Annotated in this window: 20 protein-coding genes; 13 read left to right on the top strand and 7 right to left on the bottom strand. The window is 71.1% G+C overall.

Annotated features, from left to right (window positions below):
- Nucleotides 1–21: 21 nt before the first annotated feature.
- From A5712_RS21745 to A5712_RS21735, 3 genes are read right to left on the bottom strand one after another with little or no spacing between them, the layout of a single operon-like run.
- Complete coding sequence (locus A5712_RS21745) at nt 22–810, bottom strand: alpha/beta fold hydrolase (RefSeq protein WP_068109575.1); 789 nt, start codon at nt 808–810, stop codon at nt 22–24.
- A complete protein-coding gene (locus tag A5712_RS21740; RefSeq protein ID WP_068109573.1) occupies nt 807–1,778 on the bottom strand; it encodes an o-succinylbenzoate synthase in 972 nt (323 codons plus the stop codon). Before A5712_RS21740 ends, A5712_RS21745 begins: the two co-directional genes overlap by 4 nt.
- A complete protein-coding gene (locus A5712_RS21735; RefSeq protein WP_068109570.1) occupies nt 1,775–3,379 on the bottom strand; it encodes an amidohydrolase in 1,605 nt (534 codons plus the stop codon). Before A5712_RS21735 ends, A5712_RS21740 begins: the two co-directional genes overlap by 4 nt.
- A 67-nt stretch (nt 3,380–3,446) precedes the next feature.
- On the opposite strand from A5712_RS21735, the gene fadD8 reads away from it, so the two are divergent.
- On the top strand, nt 3,447–5,051 hold the full coding sequence (fadD8, locus tag A5712_RS21730; protein WP_068109567.1) for a fatty-acid--CoA ligase FadD8: 1,605 nt from the start codon (nt 3,447–3,449) through the stop codon (nt 5,049–5,051).
- Here the strand turns inward: fadD8 and A5712_RS21725 are convergent.
- Nucleotides 5,048–5,596 (bottom strand): TetR/AcrR family transcriptional regulator, encoded by a 549-nt coding sequence (locus A5712_RS21725; protein WP_369830421.1) that lies wholly within the window; start codon nt 5,594–5,596, stop codon nt 5,048–5,050. The genes fadD8 and A5712_RS21725 overlap by 4 nt on opposite strands.
- A gap of 84 nt (nt 5,597–5,680) precedes the next feature.
- Here A5712_RS21725 and A5712_RS21720 point away from each other — a divergent pair, with 84 nt between their 5' ends.
- From A5712_RS21720 to A5712_RS21670, 11 genes are all read left to right on the top strand, one after another.
- Nucleotides 5,681–6,568, top strand: coding sequence for an aldo/keto reductase (locus A5712_RS21720; protein ID WP_068109557.1), 888 nt, complete (start codon nt 5,681–5,683; stop codon nt 6,566–6,568).
- A gap of 10 nt (nt 6,569–6,578) precedes the next feature.
- The gene (locus tag A5712_RS21715) at nt 6,579–7,034 is read left to right on the top strand and encodes a nitroreductase family deazaflavin-dependent oxidoreductase (RefSeq protein ID WP_068109620.1); all 456 of its coding nucleotides are present in this window, start codon (nt 6,579–6,581) and stop codon (nt 7,032–7,034) included.
- A gap of 5 nt (nt 7,035–7,039) precedes the next feature.
- Entirely contained in the window at nt 7,040–7,732 is a 693-nt protein-coding gene (locus tag A5712_RS21710) for a hypothetical protein (protein ID WP_068109554.1), read from the top strand.
- Nucleotides 7,729–8,631: a 1,4-dihydroxy-2-naphthoyl-CoA synthase gene (locus tag A5712_RS21705; RefSeq protein WP_068109550.1), complete on the top strand. Its 903-nt coding sequence runs from the start codon at nt 7,729–7,731 to the stop codon at nt 8,629–8,631. Before A5712_RS21710 ends, A5712_RS21705 begins: the two co-directional genes overlap by 4 nt.
- 31 nt (nt 8,632–8,662) lie before the next feature.
- Nucleotides 8,663–9,553, top strand: a complete 891-nt coding sequence (locus A5712_RS21700; protein WP_068109548.1) for an SDR family oxidoreductase — start codon at nt 8,663–8,665, stop codon at nt 9,551–9,553.
- 18 nt (nt 9,554–9,571) lie between these two features.
- A complete protein-coding gene (locus A5712_RS21695) occupies nt 9,572–9,961 on the top strand; it encodes a VOC family protein (RefSeq protein ID WP_068109545.1) in 390 nt (129 codons plus the stop codon).
- A 115-nt stretch (nt 9,962–10,076) separates the two neighbouring features.
- On the top strand, nt 10,077–11,294 hold the full coding sequence (locus A5712_RS21690; RefSeq protein ID WP_068109541.1) for an inorganic phosphate transporter: 1,218 nt from the start codon (nt 10,077–10,079) through the stop codon (nt 11,292–11,294).
- A complete protein-coding gene (locus tag A5712_RS21685) occupies nt 11,291–11,590 on the top strand; it encodes a hypothetical protein (protein ID WP_068109538.1) in 300 nt (99 codons plus the stop codon). The genes A5712_RS21690 and A5712_RS21685 overlap by 4 nt, the downstream gene beginning before the upstream one ends.
- A gap of 47 nt (nt 11,591–11,637) precedes the next feature.
- The gene (locus A5712_RS21680; protein WP_068109536.1) at nt 11,638–11,943 is read left to right on the top strand and encodes a DUF3349 domain-containing protein; all 306 of its coding nucleotides are present in this window, start codon (nt 11,638–11,640) and stop codon (nt 11,941–11,943) included.
- 68 nt (nt 11,944–12,011) lie between these two features.
- Nucleotides 12,012–13,088 carry an o-succinylbenzoate--CoA ligase gene (menE, locus tag A5712_RS21675; protein WP_231982195.1) on the top strand — a complete coding sequence of 359 codons (1,077 nt, stop codon included), beginning with the start codon at nt 12,012–12,014 and terminating at the stop codon, nt 13,086–13,088.
- A gap of 13 nt (nt 13,089–13,101) precedes the next feature.
- On the top strand, nt 13,102–14,454 hold the full coding sequence (locus A5712_RS21670) for a hypothetical protein (protein WP_068109528.1): 1,353 nt from the start codon (nt 13,102–13,104) through the stop codon (nt 14,452–14,454).
- 97 nt (nt 14,455–14,551) lie between these two features.
- Here A5712_RS21670 and A5712_RS21665 read toward each other — a convergent pair whose 3' ends face one another.
- Genes A5712_RS21665 through A5712_RS30995 form a run of 3 tightly spaced genes read right to left on the bottom strand, consistent with a single transcriptional unit; the run spans nt 14,552 to nt 16,154 of the window.
- Entirely contained in the window at nt 14,552–15,214 is a 663-nt protein-coding gene (locus A5712_RS21665) for a DUF2064 domain-containing protein (RefSeq protein ID WP_068109526.1), read from the bottom strand.
- Nucleotides 15,211–15,867, bottom strand: a complete 657-nt coding sequence (locus tag A5712_RS21660; protein ID WP_068109615.1) for a glycosyltransferase family 2 protein — start codon at nt 15,865–15,867, stop codon at nt 15,211–15,213. The genes A5712_RS21665 and A5712_RS21660 overlap by 4 nt, the downstream gene beginning before the upstream one ends.
- A gap of 14 nt (nt 15,868–15,881) precedes the next feature.
- Nucleotides 15,882–16,154 (bottom strand): hypothetical protein, encoded by a 273-nt coding sequence (locus A5712_RS30995; RefSeq protein WP_068112604.1) that lies wholly within the window; start codon nt 16,152–16,154, stop codon nt 15,882–15,884.
- Between the two features lie 20 nt (nt 16,155–16,174).
- On the opposite strand from A5712_RS30995, the gene A5712_RS21655 reads away from it, so the two are divergent.
- On the top strand, nt 16,175–16,622 hold a 448-nt coding region (locus A5712_RS21655; protein ID WP_156766706.1), incomplete at its 3' end, for a glycosyltransferase.

The raw sequence follows: 16,622 nt of genomic DNA, 5'->3' as shown, positions 1-16,622 counted from the left end.
CACGGCCGCCTACCAGTGCCTTCAGGCCCGCACGCTGGCGAAGAACTGCAGCGCCGCGGTGTTGACGGCCTGCGGCCGCTCCAGGAAGCCCAGGTGCCCGGCGTCGGGGATCTGCAGGTAGCGGCCGTTGGGCATGGCGTCGGCGACCTCGCGTCCGAGGTAGGCCGGCGTCACGATGTCGTCGGCGAAGCCCATCACCAGCACCGGCGCCGCGATGCTGCGGTATGCGGACAGCCGGTTGGTCTGCGGGGAGACGTACATCTGGGTGCGCAGTCCCGGGGTCTGCTTGACCGGCCAGGTGCAAAACATCGCGATCCAGTCGTCGACGGCGGCGTCGTCGTTGAGTGTCTTGCGCGAAAAGCTCTCCAGCAGACGGTTTCTCGCGTCGAGCAGGGGCGGCACCGTGACTCCGGAGGCGTGCAGCTCGACCTCGGCCTCGTGGAAGAACTGGCGCGCGCGGTCCAGGCGGCCGCGGGTGGCCATCAGCACCGCCGAGCTGACCAGCTCGGGCCGCGCCACCATGAGTTCCTGCGCGATGAACGCCCCCATCGACACCCCGACAACGCGCGCCGGGGCGGCGCCCAGCGATTCGATCAGCGCGGCGGTGTCGGCGACCATGGTCTGCGTAGTGAATCCCTCGGCGTTTTCCGTGTCGCCGACCCCGCGGTTGTCGAAGGTGATGCAGCGGTACCCGGCGGCCAGGAAGGCCGGGACCTGATGCGGGTGCCAGGTGCGCCCGGCGCCCCCGCGACCGGCGATGAAGACGACGGGCTCACCGGAGCCGCGGTCGTCGTAAGCCAGATTGATCATCCGGACGACGGTACAAGCAGCGGATGGCAGGCCCTGACCCGGTCGATCCACCACTGCCGCCGTTCGGCTGGCGCGGCGAGCGCCCGCAGCCGCGCCGGGTCCGGTGTCACCGGCCCGACCGGCAGGTAGCCGTCGACGGGCGGGGCGACGTCTGCCACGTCTTCGACGAAGAGCCCGCCGGTGCCCAGCCCGCAGGCATGGCCGAGGTGCGGCAGGGCGGCAGCGGCGGTCAGGCCGTGGCCGATGCCCACCGCCGAATCCAGCGCGCTGGACACCACGATGGGGATGTGGATCTGGGCGGCGATGGCCAGCAGGGCCGAAATACCGCCCAGCGGGGCGACTTTCAGCACCGCGATGTCGGCGGCGCCGGCGCGGACCACGGCCAGCGGGTCGTCGGCCTTGCGGATGCTTTCGTCGGCCGCGATCGGCACGTCGACCTGAGCACGCAGGGCGGCGAGTTCGCCGACCGTCGCGCAGGGCTGCTCGAGGTACTCCAGGGGGCCGTCGGCCGTCAGGGCGGCCGCCGCTGCGGCGGCTTGCTCGACGCTCCAGCCGCCGTTGGCGTCCACCCGCACGGTGGCAACCAGCTCGCGGGCCGCGTTGACCCGCGCCACGTCGTCGGCCAGGGTCTGCCCGGACTCGGCGACCTTCACCTTCGCCGTGCGGGCCCCCGGAAACCGGGCCAGCACCTCGCTGACCTGGGCGGCGGGGACGGCCGGCACGGTCGCGTTGATCGGGATGCGGTCTCGGTGCACCGGCGGCGGCGCCCGGTACGCGCCCTCGACGGCCGACGCCAGCCAGTGCGCGGCCTCGCGCGGGCCGTATTCGACGAAGGCGCCGAACTCGCCCCACCCGGCTGGACCCTCGATCAGCGCGAGTTCGCGGGTGGTGATGCCGCGAAAGCGCACCCGCATCGGCAGCGCGACCACGTGCAGGCGGTCCAGCACATCCTCGAGCGCGGGTATCACTGGCCGTAGACCTGGCGGCCCGCCAGATACGTCGCGCGCACCTCGAGGCCGGCGATCTGTTCGGGCGGCACCGTTCGGGGGTCGGCCGACAGCACCACCAGGTCGGCGTACTTGCCGACCTGCAGCGAGCCGATCACGTCGTCGGCGAACAGCTGCCAGGCGGCGTCGATGGTCTGCGCGCGGATCGCCTGTTCGACGGTCAACCTCTCCTCGGGCGCCAGGACCCGGCCGCTGGGCGCGGTGCGGGTGACGGCGACGCTGATGTTGCGCAGCGGTTCCTCGGGCGTCACCGGCGGATCGTTGTGCAACGAGATCCGCATGCCGGTGGCCACCGCGGAACCCGCCGGCATCCAACGGGATCCGCGCTCGGGGCCGAACAGGCCGTCGACGATGACGTCGCCCCAGTAGTGGATCTGGTCGACGAAGATGCTGCAGGTGACGCCGAGGTCGGCCGCCCGTCGAAGCTGCTCCGGCCGGATGGCGCCGACGTGTTCGAGGCGCAGCCGGTGGTCGTCGCGCGGATGGCGCCTGAGTGCCTCCTCGTAGACGTCCAGGATCGTGTCGACGCCGGCGTCGCCCTGCACGTGGCAGGCCATCTGCCAGCCCGACGGGTGGTAGGCGCCGACGATCTCGGTGAGCTGTTCGGCGGTGTAGTTGGCGCAGCCGCAGGAGCCCGGCGCGATTCCGATGGTGCGGGTGGCCTCGGTGTCCAGGTACGGGAACGACAGGGCGATGTTGCCGATCCACGGCGAGCCGTCGACCCAGATCTTGATGCCGACCTGGCGCAGCATGTCGTCGCCCTGGCCCGGGGTGGCGGTGGTGGACATCTGCGGGTTGGACACCTCGTAGGTGCGCAGCCGCACCGTCAGTTGGCCGCGCAGCTGCTCGATCAGGGGCCCGAAGTTCGGGTCGAACGCCATCTCCGAACAGGTGGTCAGCCCGGCCCGATTGAGCCGGGCGCACTCGGCGAGCAGCATCGCCGGGTAGCTGTCGGCCTGGATGGCGCCGCCCAGCAGGGGAAACACCGCGGCGATTTCCTCGGCGGTGCCGTCGAGTTCCCCGTCGGCGGCGCGGCCGTATTTGGCGCCCTTGGGGTCCGGGGTGTCCCGCGTCAGCCCGTTGAGGCGGGCGGCGCGCGAATTGAAGAAGGCCTTGTGCCCGGAATTGTGGATGATCACCAGCGGCCCGTCGGGAGCGATCTCGTCGAGCCACGCCAACGTCGGCTGCGGGAGCCCGGCCTGCAGCAGGGCGTCCCAGCCGTTCAGGTAGGCGCCGGCCGGTCCCCGTGCGGCGGCCTCCGCGCGGATCGCGGCGACGACATCGTCGGCCCTGGGGATGGTGACCGGCCGGATGTCGACGATCCGGTCCGACAGCGCCACGGCCTCCATGAGCGGATGGCCGTGCGCCTCAACGAATCCCGGCATGACGCAGCCGTCTCCGACGTCGACGGTTTGGGTGCCGGGGCCGATGAAAGGCTCGACCTCGGCGCGGGTGCCGACGGCGACGAGCCGGCCGCTTGCCACGCCCAGCGCCTCGGCCGTGGGCCGCGCGTCGTCGACGGTCAGCACGGTCCCGGTGACGACGAGGTCTGCGACGGCCATGACCACGAATGCTACGGGTCGGAGGGTCCGGGCCACCCGAATTGCAACACGTTCTAGTCTTGCCCCTATGAGTGACAACGACCTGTTGCGCAACCCGACCCACAACGGCCACCTTCTGGTGGGGGCGCTCAAGCGCCACAAGAACCGTCCGGTGCTGTTTCTCGGCGACACCACGCTGACGGGTGGTCAGTTGGCCGAGCGGATCAGCCAGTACACGCAGGCGTTCGAGGCGCTGGGCGCCGGCACCGGCGTCACCGTCGGGCTGCTGTCGCTCAACCGCCCCGAGGTGCTGATGATCCTCGGCGCGAGTCAGACCCAGGGCTATCGGCGCACCGCGCTGCACCCGCTCGGCTCGCTCGACGATCACGCGTACGTGCTCACCGACGCCGGGGTGAGCTCGCTGATCATCGACCCGAACCCGATGTTCACCGAGCGCGCGCTGGGTCTGCTGGAGAAGGTGCCGTCGCTCAAGCAGATCCTGACCATCGGCCCGGTGCCCGAGGCGTTGAGCGGGGTGGCCGTCGACCTGTCCGCGGAGGCGGCGAAGTACGAGCCCAAGCCGCTGGTGGTCGCCGACCTGCCGCCGGACAACATCGGCGGCCTGACCTACACGGGCGGGACGACCGGCAAGCCCAAGGGCGTGATCGGGACCACCGGGAACATCGCCGCGATGACGGCGATCCAACTCGCCGAGTGGGAGTGGCCCGAACACCCGCGCTTTTTGATGTGCACGCCGCTGTCGCACGCCGGCGCGGCGTTCTTCACGCCCACCGTCGTGAAGGGCGGCGAGATGGTGGTGCTGAGCAAGTTCGACCCGGCCAAGGTGCTGAAAGTCATTGAAGAGCAACGCATTACGGCGACCATGCTGGTGCCGTCGATGCTCTACGCGTTGATGGACCACCCCGATTCGCACACCCGCGACCTGTCGTCGCTGGAGACCGTCTACTACGGCGCCTCGGCGATCAACCCGGTGCGCCTGGCCGAGGCGATCCGGCGGTTCGGCCCGATTTTCGCCCAGTACTACGGGCAGTCCGAGGCCCCGATGGTGATCACCTACCTGGCCAAGGCCGACCACGACGAGAAGCGGCTGACGTCGTGCGGGCGCCCGACCCTGTTCGCCCGGGTGGCGCTGCTGGGTACCGACGGCAAGCCGGTGCCGCAGGGCGAGCCGGGCGAAATCTGCGTCAGCGGACCGCTTTTGGCCGGCGGCTACTGGAATCTGCCGGACGAGACGTCGAAGACCTTCAAAGACGGCTGGCTGCACACCGGGGACATGGCCCGCGAGGACGAGGACGGCTTCTACTTCATCGTCGACCGGGTCAAGGACATGATCGTCACCGGCGGCTTCAACGTGTTCCCCCGCGAGGTCGAGGACGTGATCGCCGAGCATCCGGCCGTCGCGCAGGTGTGTGTGGTCGGCACGCCCGACGAGAAGTGGGGCGAGGCCGTCACCGCCGTGGTAGTGCTGCGCGCCGACGCGCCGCGCGACGACGACGCGATCGACGCGATGACCGCCGAGATCCAGGCCGCGGTCAAGGACCGCAAGGGCTCGGTGCAGTCACCCAAGCGGGTGGTGGTCGTCGACGCGCTGCCGTTGACCGGGCTGGGCAAGCCGGACAAGAAGGCCGTGCGGGCGCAGTTCTGGGAAGGCGCCGGCCGCGCGGTGGGCTAGCGGGCAACCAGGCCGGCCAGCAGCAGGTCGAGCATGCGGCCCGTCTGCTCCGGCGAACCGCTGGCCAGAAAAATGCCGATGAGGCTGGACACGACGTCGTCGGCCGGCACGTCGGCGCGCAGGGTCCCGTCGCTTGCGCCCGCCCGCAACAGCGTGTCGACGGCCCCGACGATGCGGTCGCGGGTCTGACTGGGTTCCATCGCGCCGGAATCGAAGATCGCGTGTAGCGACTCGGCCATCCCACGCTTGGCGGCCACGAAGCTGGCGTAGCGGTCCATCCAGCGCCGCAGGGCCTGCTCGGGCGGATGCCGTTTGAGCAGGCCTTCGGCGGCCGCGGCCACTTCGGCGAGCTCGGCGCGGTAAATCGCCTCGACGAGGGCCTCCCTGTTGGGGAAATGCCGGTAGAGCGTGCCGATCCCGACGCCCGCGTCGCGCGCGATCGATTCGAGCGACACCGGCCGGCCGTCCGCGGTCGCGAATGCCGCGGTCGCCACCTGGAGCAGCTTTTCGCGATTCCGGCGGGCGTCGGACCGGGTGGACTCGATCAAAGCGGAGGTTCCTCCGGTTCTGCTAGGCTCGGATAAGCGGAGGATCCTCCGCATTCCTATCAGTGTGGCACGAGGAGCACCATGACGGACAAACCCCAGCCTGGTGGCGTCGGCGACATCGGCAAGTCGACGGTCGCCCGGATCGGCTACGGCGCCATGCAACTGTTCGAGGCGGTCTCCGAGGAGGACGCGACCGCGGTGCTGCGTCGCGCGGTCGAACTCGGCGTCAACCACATCGACACCGCGTCGTTCTACGGCCCGGGCGAGGTGAACCGCCGGATCCGCGCGGCGCTGGCCCCCTACCGCGAAGACCTGGTCATCGTCAGCAAGGTCGGCGCGCGCTACACCGGCGAACAACCCATGCCCCTGACCGCGGCGCAGCGGCCCGCCGAGTTGCGCTCTGCCGTGGAGGACGACCTGCGCCAGCTGGGCCTGGACTGCGTTCCGGTGGTCAACCTGCGGCGCATGGACCTCGGACCTGCTGCGGCCGCCGACGGCGACCAGGACGTCGACCTCGACGACCAACTCGCCGAGATGATCGCCCTGCGTGACGAGGGCAAGATCGGTGCGATCGGCATCAGCAGCGTGCCGCTCGACGTGGTGCGCCGGGCGCTGCCGGCGGGCATCGTCTGCGTGCAGAACGCCTACAGCCTCCTCGACCGCTCCCAGGAGGACACCCTCGACCTGTGTAAGGCGGAGGGCGTTGCGTGGGTGCCGTACTTCCCATTGGGGTCGGCGTTCCCTGGCCTCCCCAAGGTCACCGACCACCCGGTCGTGGTCGAGGTCGCCGGCGAAATCGGTGCTACGCCAGCTCAAATCGGGCTGGCATGGCTGCTGGTCCACTCCCCCAACGCATTGCTTATCCCAGGGACACGATCGGTGCCGCACCTCGAGGAGAACCTCGGCGCCGGGGACATCGCGCTGGGTGCCGACGTACTCGCGCGGCTCGAGGCGCGACCCGGCGGGTAACGTCGCTGCCGTGGGCAGCGTCGAACGGGTCCGGCCGCCGTGGTGGCTGAAGCCGGCAAACAAGCTCTTCATCCGGATGTCGCGGCTGGGAATGAGTTTCGGGGGCGAGAGCCCGGTCGTGTTGACGGTGAAAGGGCGCAAGTCCGGCCGCGACCGGTCGACACCGGTGACCCCGATGACGGTCGACGGGCACGAGTTCGTCGTCGCCGGGTTTCCCGGCGCCGACTGGGTCGCCAACGCACGCGCCGCCGGGCAGGCGACGGTGGCCCGCGGGCGGCGCGTCCAAAAGGTGCGGATGGTGGAGTTGCCGCCCGACGACGCGCGGCCGATCCTGCGCGCCTTCCCGACCGAGGTGCCCACGGGCGTCGGCTTCATGAAACGGGCGGGACTCGTGATCGACGGTCGCCCCGAGGAATTCGAAGCCCTGGCCGGCCGGTGCGCGGTGTTCCGGCTGGACCCGGTGTAGTCGCGATGCGGCGCGTGCTGTTGGTGCTGACGCTGCTGGTCGCCGCGTTGGGCGTGCCCCCGGCGCGAACTTTCGCCGCGACGGGCTGCGCGCCCGGCGGCGACCCACCCCCGTCCGGCGCCGCACAACGCAAGGTCGGCGACCTCGACTGGGACGGCCAGCCGGACACGTTGTGGGTCGGGCAGTTTCGCGACGGCGGCCGCACCGCCCGAGTCGCCGGCGTCACGACGGCGAGCGGCGCGAACTCCGGCGTAGAGATCGCCTCGGCGAGCCCAATCCCGTTGAGCGCCTTGGCGATCGACGCACAGCAAGACGGGCAGCACCAGATCATCGTCAGCGACGGCCGCAGCGCGCAGCTCTACGTGTTCGCCGACTGCCGACTGCAGGCCGCCGCCGACAACCAGGGCGCGCCGTTTCTGTTCGACCTGGCGAACCTGCGCGGCAACGGCACCGGAATCGGCTGCAGCGACCTCGGCCCACCGTCGCCCGGCCGGCACCTGGTCGGGCTGCAGGCCTTGAACCAGGACGGTCAGTGGACGGTGCGGCGCACCGAGATCAACCTCAACGGCACGCTGGCTACCATCGGGAAGTCCGACACCGTGGCGGCCACGTCCGCGCAGGACCCCGCGGTGGTCTCGGCGCAGACCATCAGCTGCGGCGAGAGCACCATAAGGAAGGACGGAGTTCAACAGCCTTGAGTGACAACCCATTTGACGCGCAGGCCTGGCGACCCGTCGACGGATTCGGCGACCTGACCGACATCACCTACCACCGCCACGTCACCGACGCGACGGTGCGGGTGGCGTTCGACCGCCCCGAGGTGCGCAACGCGTTCCGGCCGCACACCGTCGACGAGCTCTACCGGGCGCTCGACCACGCGCGCATGTCTCCCGACGTGGGCGTGGTGCTGCTGACCGGCAACGGCCCGTCGCCCAAGGACGGCGGTTGGGCGTTCTGCTCCGGCGGCGATCAGCGCATCCGCGGCCGGTCGGGCTATCAATACGCGAGCGGCGAGACCGCCGACACCGTCGACGCCGCCCGCGCCGGCCGGTTGCACATCCTCGAGGTGCAGCGGCTCATCCGGTTCATGCCCAAGGTGGTCATCTGCCTGGTCAACGGGTGGGCCGCCGGGGGCGGGCACAGCCTGCACGTGGTCTGTGACCTCACCCTGGCCAGCCGCGAGCACGCGCGCTTCAAGCAGACCGACGCCGACGTCGGCAGCTTCGACGGCGGCTACGGCAGCGCGTATCTGGCCCGTCAGGTCGGCCAGAAGTTCGCCCGCGAGATCTTCTTCCTGGGCCGGCCCTACACCGCCGAGCAGATGCACCACATGGGTGCGGTCAACGAGGTCGTCGACCACGTCGTCCTCGAACGCACCGGCATCCAGTGGGCGGCCGAGATCAACGCGAAATCCCCTCAGGCGCAACGGATGCTGAAGTTCGCGTTCAACCTGCTCGATGACGGGCTGGTGGGCCAGCAGCTGTTCGCCGGCGAGGCCACCCGGCTGGCGTACATGACCGACGAGGCCGTGGAGGGCCGCGACGCGTTCTTGGAGAAGAGGCCGCCGGACTGGAGCGCGTTCCCGCGCTACTTCTAGGTGGCCCCGGGCCGCCGCCTACACTCCGCACGTGAGCAAGAGCCCCCTCAGCAGATTCAGAGACCAGCTGGTGCTGGCGACCATGCGACCGCCCGCGTCGCCGCAGATACTGGTCAACCGGCCCGCGATCAAGCCGGTCGACCTCGACGGCAAGCGGATCCTGCTGACCGGGGCCTCGTCGGGCATCGGCGAGGCCGGGGCCGAACAGCTGGCCCACGCCGGCGCAACCGTGGTCGTCGTCGCCCGCCGCGGCGACCTGCTCGAGGCGCTGGCGGACCGCATCGCGAAGTCCGGCGGCAGCGCGATACCGATCCCCTGTGACATCTCGGACCTGGACGCGGTCGACGCGCTGGTGGCCGACGTCGAAAAGCGCCTCGGCGGCGTCGACATCCTGATCAACAACGCCGGCCGGTCGATCCGCCGGCCCCTGGCCGAGTCGCTGGAACGCTGGCACGACGTGGAGCGGACCATGCTGCTGAACTACTACGCGCCACTGCGGCTGATTCGCGGGCTCGCGCCCGCGATGCTCGAGCGCGGCGACGGCCACATCATCAACGTGTCGACGTGGGGGGTCCTGTCGGAGGCGTCGCCGCTGTTTTCGGTCTACAACGCCTCCAAGGCCGCGCTGTCGATGGTGAGCCGGGTCGTCGAAACCGAGTGGGGCCGAAGGGGCGTCCATTCGACGACGCTGTACTACCCGCTGGTCGCCACGCCGATGATCGCGCCGACCAAGGCCTACGACGGGATGCCCGCGCTGACGTCCCAGGAGGCCGCCGAGTGGATGGTCACCGCGGCCCGCACCCGCCCGGTGCGGATCGCGCCACGCATGGCGATCGCCGCCAAGGCGCTGGACACGTTCGGCCCCCGCTGGGTCAACACGCTCATGCAGCGCCAATCCATCCAGCCCAACCATGAAGCCTGACGTGATAGACACGAGGTTATGGAGATCCTGGCCAGTCGGATGCTGCTCCGGCCGGCGGACTATCAGCGGTCGCTGAGCTTCTACCGCGACGAGATCGGCCTGGCGATAGCCCGCGAATATGGCGCGGGGACGGTGTTTTTCGCGGGACAGTCCCTGCTGGAGCTGGCCGGTTACGGCTCGCCGGACCATTCCCGCGGCCCGTTCCCCGGCGCGCTGTGGCTGCAGGTCCGCGACGTCGCGGCGACGCAGGCCGAGCTGGAGGGCCGCGGGGTTCCGATCGCCCGCGAGGCGCGGCGCGAGCCGTGGGGTTTGCGAGAGATGCACGTGACCGATCCGGACGGGATCACGTTGATCTTCGTCGAGGTCCCCGGAGACCATCCGCTACGCCGCGATACCCGCGGCGACTGAGGGGGAACGCCCGGTTAACTAACGGCTAACATCAGAAGACAAGTCAAGGTACACCTGCGTTTCTGCCGTCCCTGGGTTCGACAATTTAATCCCCCTACTACGAGAATCAGGCGCTGTGAACATCGATTTGTTCCTCCTAATCATTGTCGTAATCACGGCACTCGCTTTCGATTTCACCAACGGCTTCCACGACACCGGCAACGCGATGGCAACGTCCATCGCCAGTGGGGCGCTGGCGCCCAAGGCCGCTGTCGCGCTGTCGGCGGTGCTGAACCTGGTGGGCGCGTTCATGTCCACCGCGGTCGCGGCCACGATCGCCAAAGGCCTCATCGACGGGCACATCGTGACGCTGGAACTGGTGTTTGCCGGCCTGGTCGGCGGCATCGTCTGGAACCTGCTCACCTGGCTCCTCGGCATCCCGTCCAGCTCGTCGCACGCGCTGATCGGCGGCATCGTCGGCGCCACGCTCGCGGCCGTCGGCTCGCACGGGGTGATCTGGAAGGGCCTGGTGTCCAAGGTGCTGATCCCGGCCGTCGTCGCCGCGATCCTGGCCATCCTGGTCGGGGCGATCGCGACCTGGCTGGTCTACCGCGTCACCCGCGGCCTCGACACCTCGCGCACCGAGGCCGGCTTCCGGTACGGCCAGTGGGGGTCGGCGTCGCTGGTCTCCCTCGCGCACGGCACCGGTGACGCCCAGAAGACGATGGGCATCATCTTCCTGGCGCTGATGTCGTACGGCGCGGTCAGCAAGACCGAGGCCTCGCCACCGTTCTGGGTCATCCTCTGTTGCGCCCTGGCGATGGCGGCAGGCACCTACCTGGGCGGTTGGCGGATCATCCGCACCCTGGGCAAGGGACTCGTCGAGATCAAGTCGCCGCAGGGCATGGCCGCCGAATCGTCCTCGGCGGCAGTCATTTTGCTGTCCACCCACTTCGGCTACGCGCTGTCGACGACGCAGGTCTGCACCGGCTCGGTGATGGGCAGCGGGCTGGGCAAGCCCGGCGGCGAGGTCCGCTGGGGCGTCGCCGGCCGGATGGTGACCGCGTGGCTGATCACGCTCCCGTTGGCCGGCTTGGTCGGGGCGATCACCTACTGGACCGTCCACCTCATCGGCGGCTACCCCGGGGCGATCATCGGCTTCGGGCTGCTGGTCGCGGTCTCCACGTTGATCTACATCCGGTCGCGGCGGGTCAAGGTCGACCACAAGAACGTCAACGCCGAATGGGAAGGCAGCCTCACCGCCGGCCTCGAGGGCGACGGACATCCGCCGTCCGATAGGGGGTCCAGGGTGGGGTCCGACGACGACACCGTGAGCGCGGGGAACCCCTCATGAGCCACTTCAGCGACTGGTTCAACTACCAGGCCTCCCTGCGGATCCTGATCTTCAGCATGCTGGCCGGGGCGTTCCTGCCGGGGATGTTCGCCCTCGGGCTGCGGTTCCAGGCGGTCGGGAGCGGAGAGGTCAGCCCCGACGGCAGCCCGCCGCACAAGAACCCGGTGCTGCTGGGGATCGCCTGGGTCATCTACGCAATAGTGCTGGCCGTGATCCTGTTCGCCCTGCTGTACATCTCGCGTGACTTCATCGCGCACCAGACCGGCCAGGCGTTCTTGGGAGCCAAGCCCAAGTAGGATCGAATCGTCCACACAGCCGAACCCCCGCGCGGAGGGATAGCGAAGTGAACGGATTCCTGAGTTCGATCGTCTCGTGGCTGCGCGCGGGGTACCCGGAGGGCATCCCGCCGACCGACACCTTTCCGGTGCTGGCCCTGCTGACCCGACGGCTGGGCCATGACGAGGTCATCACGGTGGCGCAGGAGCTGATGGACCGCGGCGATTTCGACGACATCGACATCGGTGTGGCGATCAGCAAAGTCACCGACGAGCTGCCGTCGGACGAGGACGTGGAGCGGGTGCGGGCGCGGTTGGCCGCCCACGGCTGGCCATTCGACGAGCCCCGCGGCGCCGCGGAGGACCCCGCATAGCCCTGCTGCGCGCGCTCCGCGTCGCGTCGGGCTCGGCCGCCCCGGTGTTGCTGCCCGCCCTGGAGCGGGTGCTGGACGGCCGCGATTCGGCGCTGGTCGCGGTGCCGGCCGACGACGACCGCGCGGCGCCGGCGTTGCGGGTGGGTGAGCCCATCGACGACGACGTGGCCCTGGTCGCGACGACGTCGGGCACCACGGGCGCACCCAAGGGCGCCCTGCTGACCGCCGCCGCCCTGACCGCCAGCGCGACGGCCACCCACGACCGCCTCGGCGGGCCCGGCGCCTGGCTGCTGGCGTTGCCGCCGTACCACATCGCCGGGGTGCAGGTGCTAGTGCGCAGCGTGCTCGCCGGCTCCACGCCCGTCGAGCTGGACGTCTCCCACGGCTTCGACGCGACCGAATTACCCTCTGCCGTAAGGCGATTGGGGGACGGACGGCGGTATGCGTCGCTGGTGGCCGCCCAGCTGGCCAAGGCCCTCGCCGACCCGGCCACCGCGGGCGCGCTCGCCGAACTGGACGCGGTGCTGCTCGGCGGCGGGCCGGCCCCGCGGCCGATCCTGGCCGCCGCCGCGGCGGCGGGCATCGCGGTGGTGCGCACCTACGGGATGAGCGAGACCGCGGGTGGCTGCGTCTACGATGGCCTCCCGCTGGACGGCGTGGCGCTGCGCCTGGCGCCCGGCGGGCGCATCGTCATCGGCGGCGCGACGCTGGCCAAGGGGTATCGCAACCCGGTCGACCCCGACCCGTTCGCCGAGCCGGGCTGGTTTCACACCGACGACCTGGGCGCGATCGACGACACGGGGGTGCTGACCGTGCTGGGCCGCGCCGACGACGCGATCAGCACCGGCGGGCTGACCGTGTTGCCGCAGCCGGTCGAGGCCGCGCTGAGCACCCACCCCGCCGTCGGCGACTGCGCGGTCTTCGGCCTGGCCGACGACCGGCTGGGTCAGCGGGTGGTCGCGGCGATCGTGGTGCGCGAGGGCTGCGACGCGCCGACGCTCGAAGCGCTGCGGGCCCATGTCAGCCGTGCGCTGGACGCGACCGCCGCGCCCCGCGAGCTGCACGTGGTGGACGCGCTGCCGCGGCGCGGCATCGGCAAGGTCGACCGCGCGGCGCTGGTGCGGCGGTTCTCCGGCACGGACTAATAGGCTGGCGACCGTGAGGGTCGCGCGACGGGAGTCAGTTGCCGTCGCGCTCGCGGCCGTGCTGGTGGCGGCGGCGTTCGTGCTGCCGCGCCTGCACTGGGGGGTTCGGCCGCGGCTGGACGTCGCCCAGGAGCGGTTCGGCACGCGCACCGGGGCCACGCCCATCTTCGGGGCGTGGGAGATCCACGCCAGCTGGGGAACCGGGCCGGCCATCCTGATCGCGGTGGCCGCCGTCGTCTGGGGTCCCCGTGTGGCGCAACGGCTTTCGTGGCGAGCGCTGACGCTCGGGACGTGGGCCACCGCTTGCGCATGGGCGTTCGCGCTGGCGATGATCGACGGCTGGCAACGCGGCTTCGCCGGGCGACTGACCACCAGGGACGAGTACCTGTCGCAGGTGCCCAGCATCACCGACATCCCCGCCGCGGTGCGCACGTTCTCCAGTCGCATCGTCGACTACCAACCGAACTCGTGGGTGACCCACGTGTCGGGGCATCCGCCGGGCGCGCTCCTGACGTTCGTCTGGCTGGACCGGATCGGCTTGCATGGCGGCGCCTGGGCCGGGCTGCTGTGCCTGCTGGCCGGCTCCAGCGCGGCGGCGGCCGTCGTGGTCGCGGTGCGCGCGCTGGCCGACGAGCAGACCGCGCGGCGGGCGGCGCCGTTCGTCGCGGTCGCCCCGACGGCGATCTGGGTCGCGGTCTCGGCCGACGGCTATTTCGCCGGGGTCGCGGCGTGGGGCCTGGCGCTGTTGGCCGTGGCGGTGCGCCGCCCCGTCCGGTTCCCCGCGCTGGTGGCCGCCGCCGCGGGCCTGCTGCTGGGGTGGAGCGTCTTCCTGAGCTACGGCCTGATGCTGCTGGGGCTGCCGGCGTTGGCGGTGCTGGTCTCGGCGACCGACTGGCGCGCGGTGCTGCGCGCGGTCGGCCCCGCGGCGCTGGCCGCGCTGGCGGTGGCGGTGGCGTTCGCCGTCGCGGGGTTCTATTGGTTCGATGGGTATACCCTTGTGCAGCAACGCTATTGGCAGGGCATTGCCAAGGATCGGCCGTTTCAGTATTGGGTGTGGGCCAACCTGGCCAGCGTGGTGTGCGCGATCGGATTGGGCAGCGTCGCCGGCATCACGCGGGTGTTCGACCGGTCCGCCATCCGCCGGCGCTCCGGCTTTCACCTGGTGCTGTTGGCGATGCTGGCCGCCATCGCCTGCGCGGACCTTTCCATGCTGAGCAAGGCCGAGGTCGAACGGATCTGGCTGCCGTTCACCGTCTGGCTGACCGCGGCGCCCGCGCTGCTGCCGGCGCGCTCACACCGGCTGTGGCTGGCGGTCAACGCCGTCGGGGCGCTGGTCGTGAACACCGTCATCGTCACCAATTGGTGACTGCGTGTGAATTGAGGGCTTTCCGCGTGTATGTGGGGCGGGATTTCGGCGATTTTTCCGCCCACGATTCACACGAAAAGTCCTGGGCTCACAAGCATTAGAGCCCGGCCGCGCGGGTGACCCGCGCGAAGCGACTGGCGGCCGGGCACGCGTCGCGGACCGCGCCGACGTCGTCGACCACGTCGATGTCGGCCAGGCGCTGCACCGATGCCACGTCGATGCCGTTGTCGCGCAACGCTTTCAACGTCAACTCCCCGGTGTCGGGCCGAGACATCGGCACACCGCGCAGGCATTCGGCCATCGCCGGCGCGCGGACGCCAAGCACCCACCAGCCGCCGTCGTGGGCCAGCCCCAGGACGGCCGGCGCGTCGAGCAGGCGGCGCGCGCAGTCGGCCAGCAGCTCGGCGGTGACCTGGGGGGTGTCCATCCCGATTTGCAGTACCGGGTATCCGTCCGCCGAGTCGGCGTGGGCGTTGGCGAGCCGGTCGGCGAAGTCGTCCCCGCGCTGCGCGATCACGGTGAACGACTCGAGCCGTCGCCGGATCTCGGCCGCGCCCGCCGCGGCTGCGAGATCGGCGGTCAGCGCCACCACCCGCGCCGCGACCGGCGCCGCGGCCACGGCGTCCAGCGTGTCCAGCAGCGCGGCGGCCGCGATGTCGGCGGCCACGCGGTCACCGACGGTCGCCGCGAGGCGTGTCTTGGCCCGGCCCGGCTCGGGCGCCTTGGCGACCACCAGGACGGTCACCGGCAGGACGCTCACGAGATCACCTTCCAGAAGTCCAGGATCGCGGTGATGCTGCCTCGCAGCGAGCCGCTGACCTTCGACTTGCCGCCGGTGCGCGGGCCGTAGCTGACGTCGAGCTCGACCACGCGCCAGCCGGCCGCGGCGGCGCGGACGAGCAGTTCCAGCGGGTAGCCCGAGCGCCGGTCGGCGACGCCGAGGTTCAGCAGCGCCTCGCGCCGGGCGACGCGCATCGGCGCGATGTCGTGCACCGGCAGGCGGTGGCGGGTGCGCAGCCGCCAGCTCATGACCACGGTGCCCACCCGCGCGACCCACGGCCAGCGCAGCCCGGGCACGGGCCGGCGCCGGCCGGTCACCAGGTCGGCACCGTGGTCGAGCGCGGCGACCAGCCGGGGCAGGTCGCCGGGGTCCATGGAGCCGTCAGCGTCGATGACCGCGACGATCGGGGTGGTCGCGGCTACCACGCCGGCGTGCACCGCCGCCCCGTAGCCGGCCCGCGGCTCGGCGACCACGTGGGCGCCGAAACGGGTTGCCACCGCGGCGGTTTGGTCGGTGCTGTTGTTGTCGACGACCAGCGCCCGATAACCCGCGGGGATGGCCGCCAGCACCCCCGGCAGCGACTCCTCTTCGTTGAGGCAGGGCAACACCACCGTGACCGCGTCGTCGGGCATGCGCTGGGCCGCGATCAGTGATGGGTGGTGGCCGGCGGCGGCTTCGGAGTCACCGGCTGTTGTGGGGTCACCGGCTGCTGGGTATGCGGAACGGTCTGCTGTGTCTGCGGCGGAATGGTTTGCTGCGTCTGCGGTTTCGTCGGCGGCGGCGCCTGCGTCGTCGGCGGGGGCGCCTGCGTCGTCACCGGAGCCTGCGTCGTCACCGGCGCCTGCGTCGTCGTCACCGGAGCCTGCGTCGTCGTCACCGGAGCCTGCGTCGTGGTCACGGGTGGCTGCGTCGTGGTCACCGGCGCCTCCGTCGTCGTGGGTGGCGTGGTCGGCGGCGTGGTGGGCGGGGTCGTCGGCGGCCATCCCCGCGGGTTATCGGGCGCTGGTCGTCGACAACAACAGCACCGACCAAACCGCCGCGGTGGCAACCCGTTTCGGCGCCCACGTGGTCGCCGAGCCGCGGGCCGGCTACGGGGCGGCGGTGCACGCCGGCGTGGTAGCCGCGACCACCCCGATCGTCGCGGTCATCGACGCTGACGGCTCCATGGACCCCGGCGACCTGCCCCGGCTGGTCGCCGCGCTCGACCACGGTGCCGACCTGGTGACCGGCCGGCGCCGGCCCGTGCCCGGGCTGCGCTGGCCGTGGGTCGCGCGGGTGGGCACCGTGGTCATGAGCTGGCGGCTGCGCACCCGCCACCGCCTGCCGGTGCACGACATCGCGCCGATGCGCGTCGCCCGGCGCGAGGCGCTGCTGAACCTCGGCGTCG

The sequence above is a fragment of the Mycobacterium sp. E2327 genome (assembly GCF_001672675.1).
Taxonomy (GTDB): Bacteria; Actinomycetota; Actinomycetes; order Mycobacteriales; family Mycobacteriaceae; genus Mycobacterium.
The sequence above is the reverse complement of the archived record's forward strand: the minus strand, read 5'-3'. Positions and strand labels throughout refer to the sequence as shown.

Coding starts and splice junctions, on each gene's coding strand:
- A5712_RS21745 (WP_068109575.1), bottom strand. CDS start 810: ATGATCAATCTGGCTTACGACGACCGCGGCTCCGGTGAGCCCGTCGTC.
- A5712_RS21735 (WP_068109570.1), bottom strand. CDS start 3,379: ATGGCCGTCGCAGACCTCGTCGTCACCGGGACCGTGCTGACCGTCGAC.
- A5712_RS21660 (WP_068109615.1), bottom strand. CDS start 15,867: ATGCCCGACGACGCGGTCACGGTGGTGTTGCCCTGCCTCAACGAAGAG.
- A5712_RS21685 (WP_068109538.1), top strand. CDS start 11,291: ATGAGCCACTTCAGCGACTGGTTCAACTACCAGGCCTCCCTGCGGATC.
- A5712_RS21710 (WP_068109554.1), top strand. CDS start 7,040: ATGCGGCGCGTGCTGTTGGTGCTGACGCTGCTGGTCGCCGCGTTGGGC.
- A5712_RS21720 (WP_068109557.1), top strand. CDS start 5,681: ATGACGGACAAACCCCAGCCTGGTGGCGTCGGCGACATCGGCAAGTCG.
- A5712_RS21695 (WP_068109545.1), top strand. CDS start 9,572: ATGGAGATCCTGGCCAGTCGGATGCTGCTCCGGCCGGCGGACTATCAG.
- fadD8 (WP_068109567.1), top strand. CDS start 3,447: ATGAGTGACAACGACCTGTTGCGCAACCCGACCCACAACGGCCACCTT.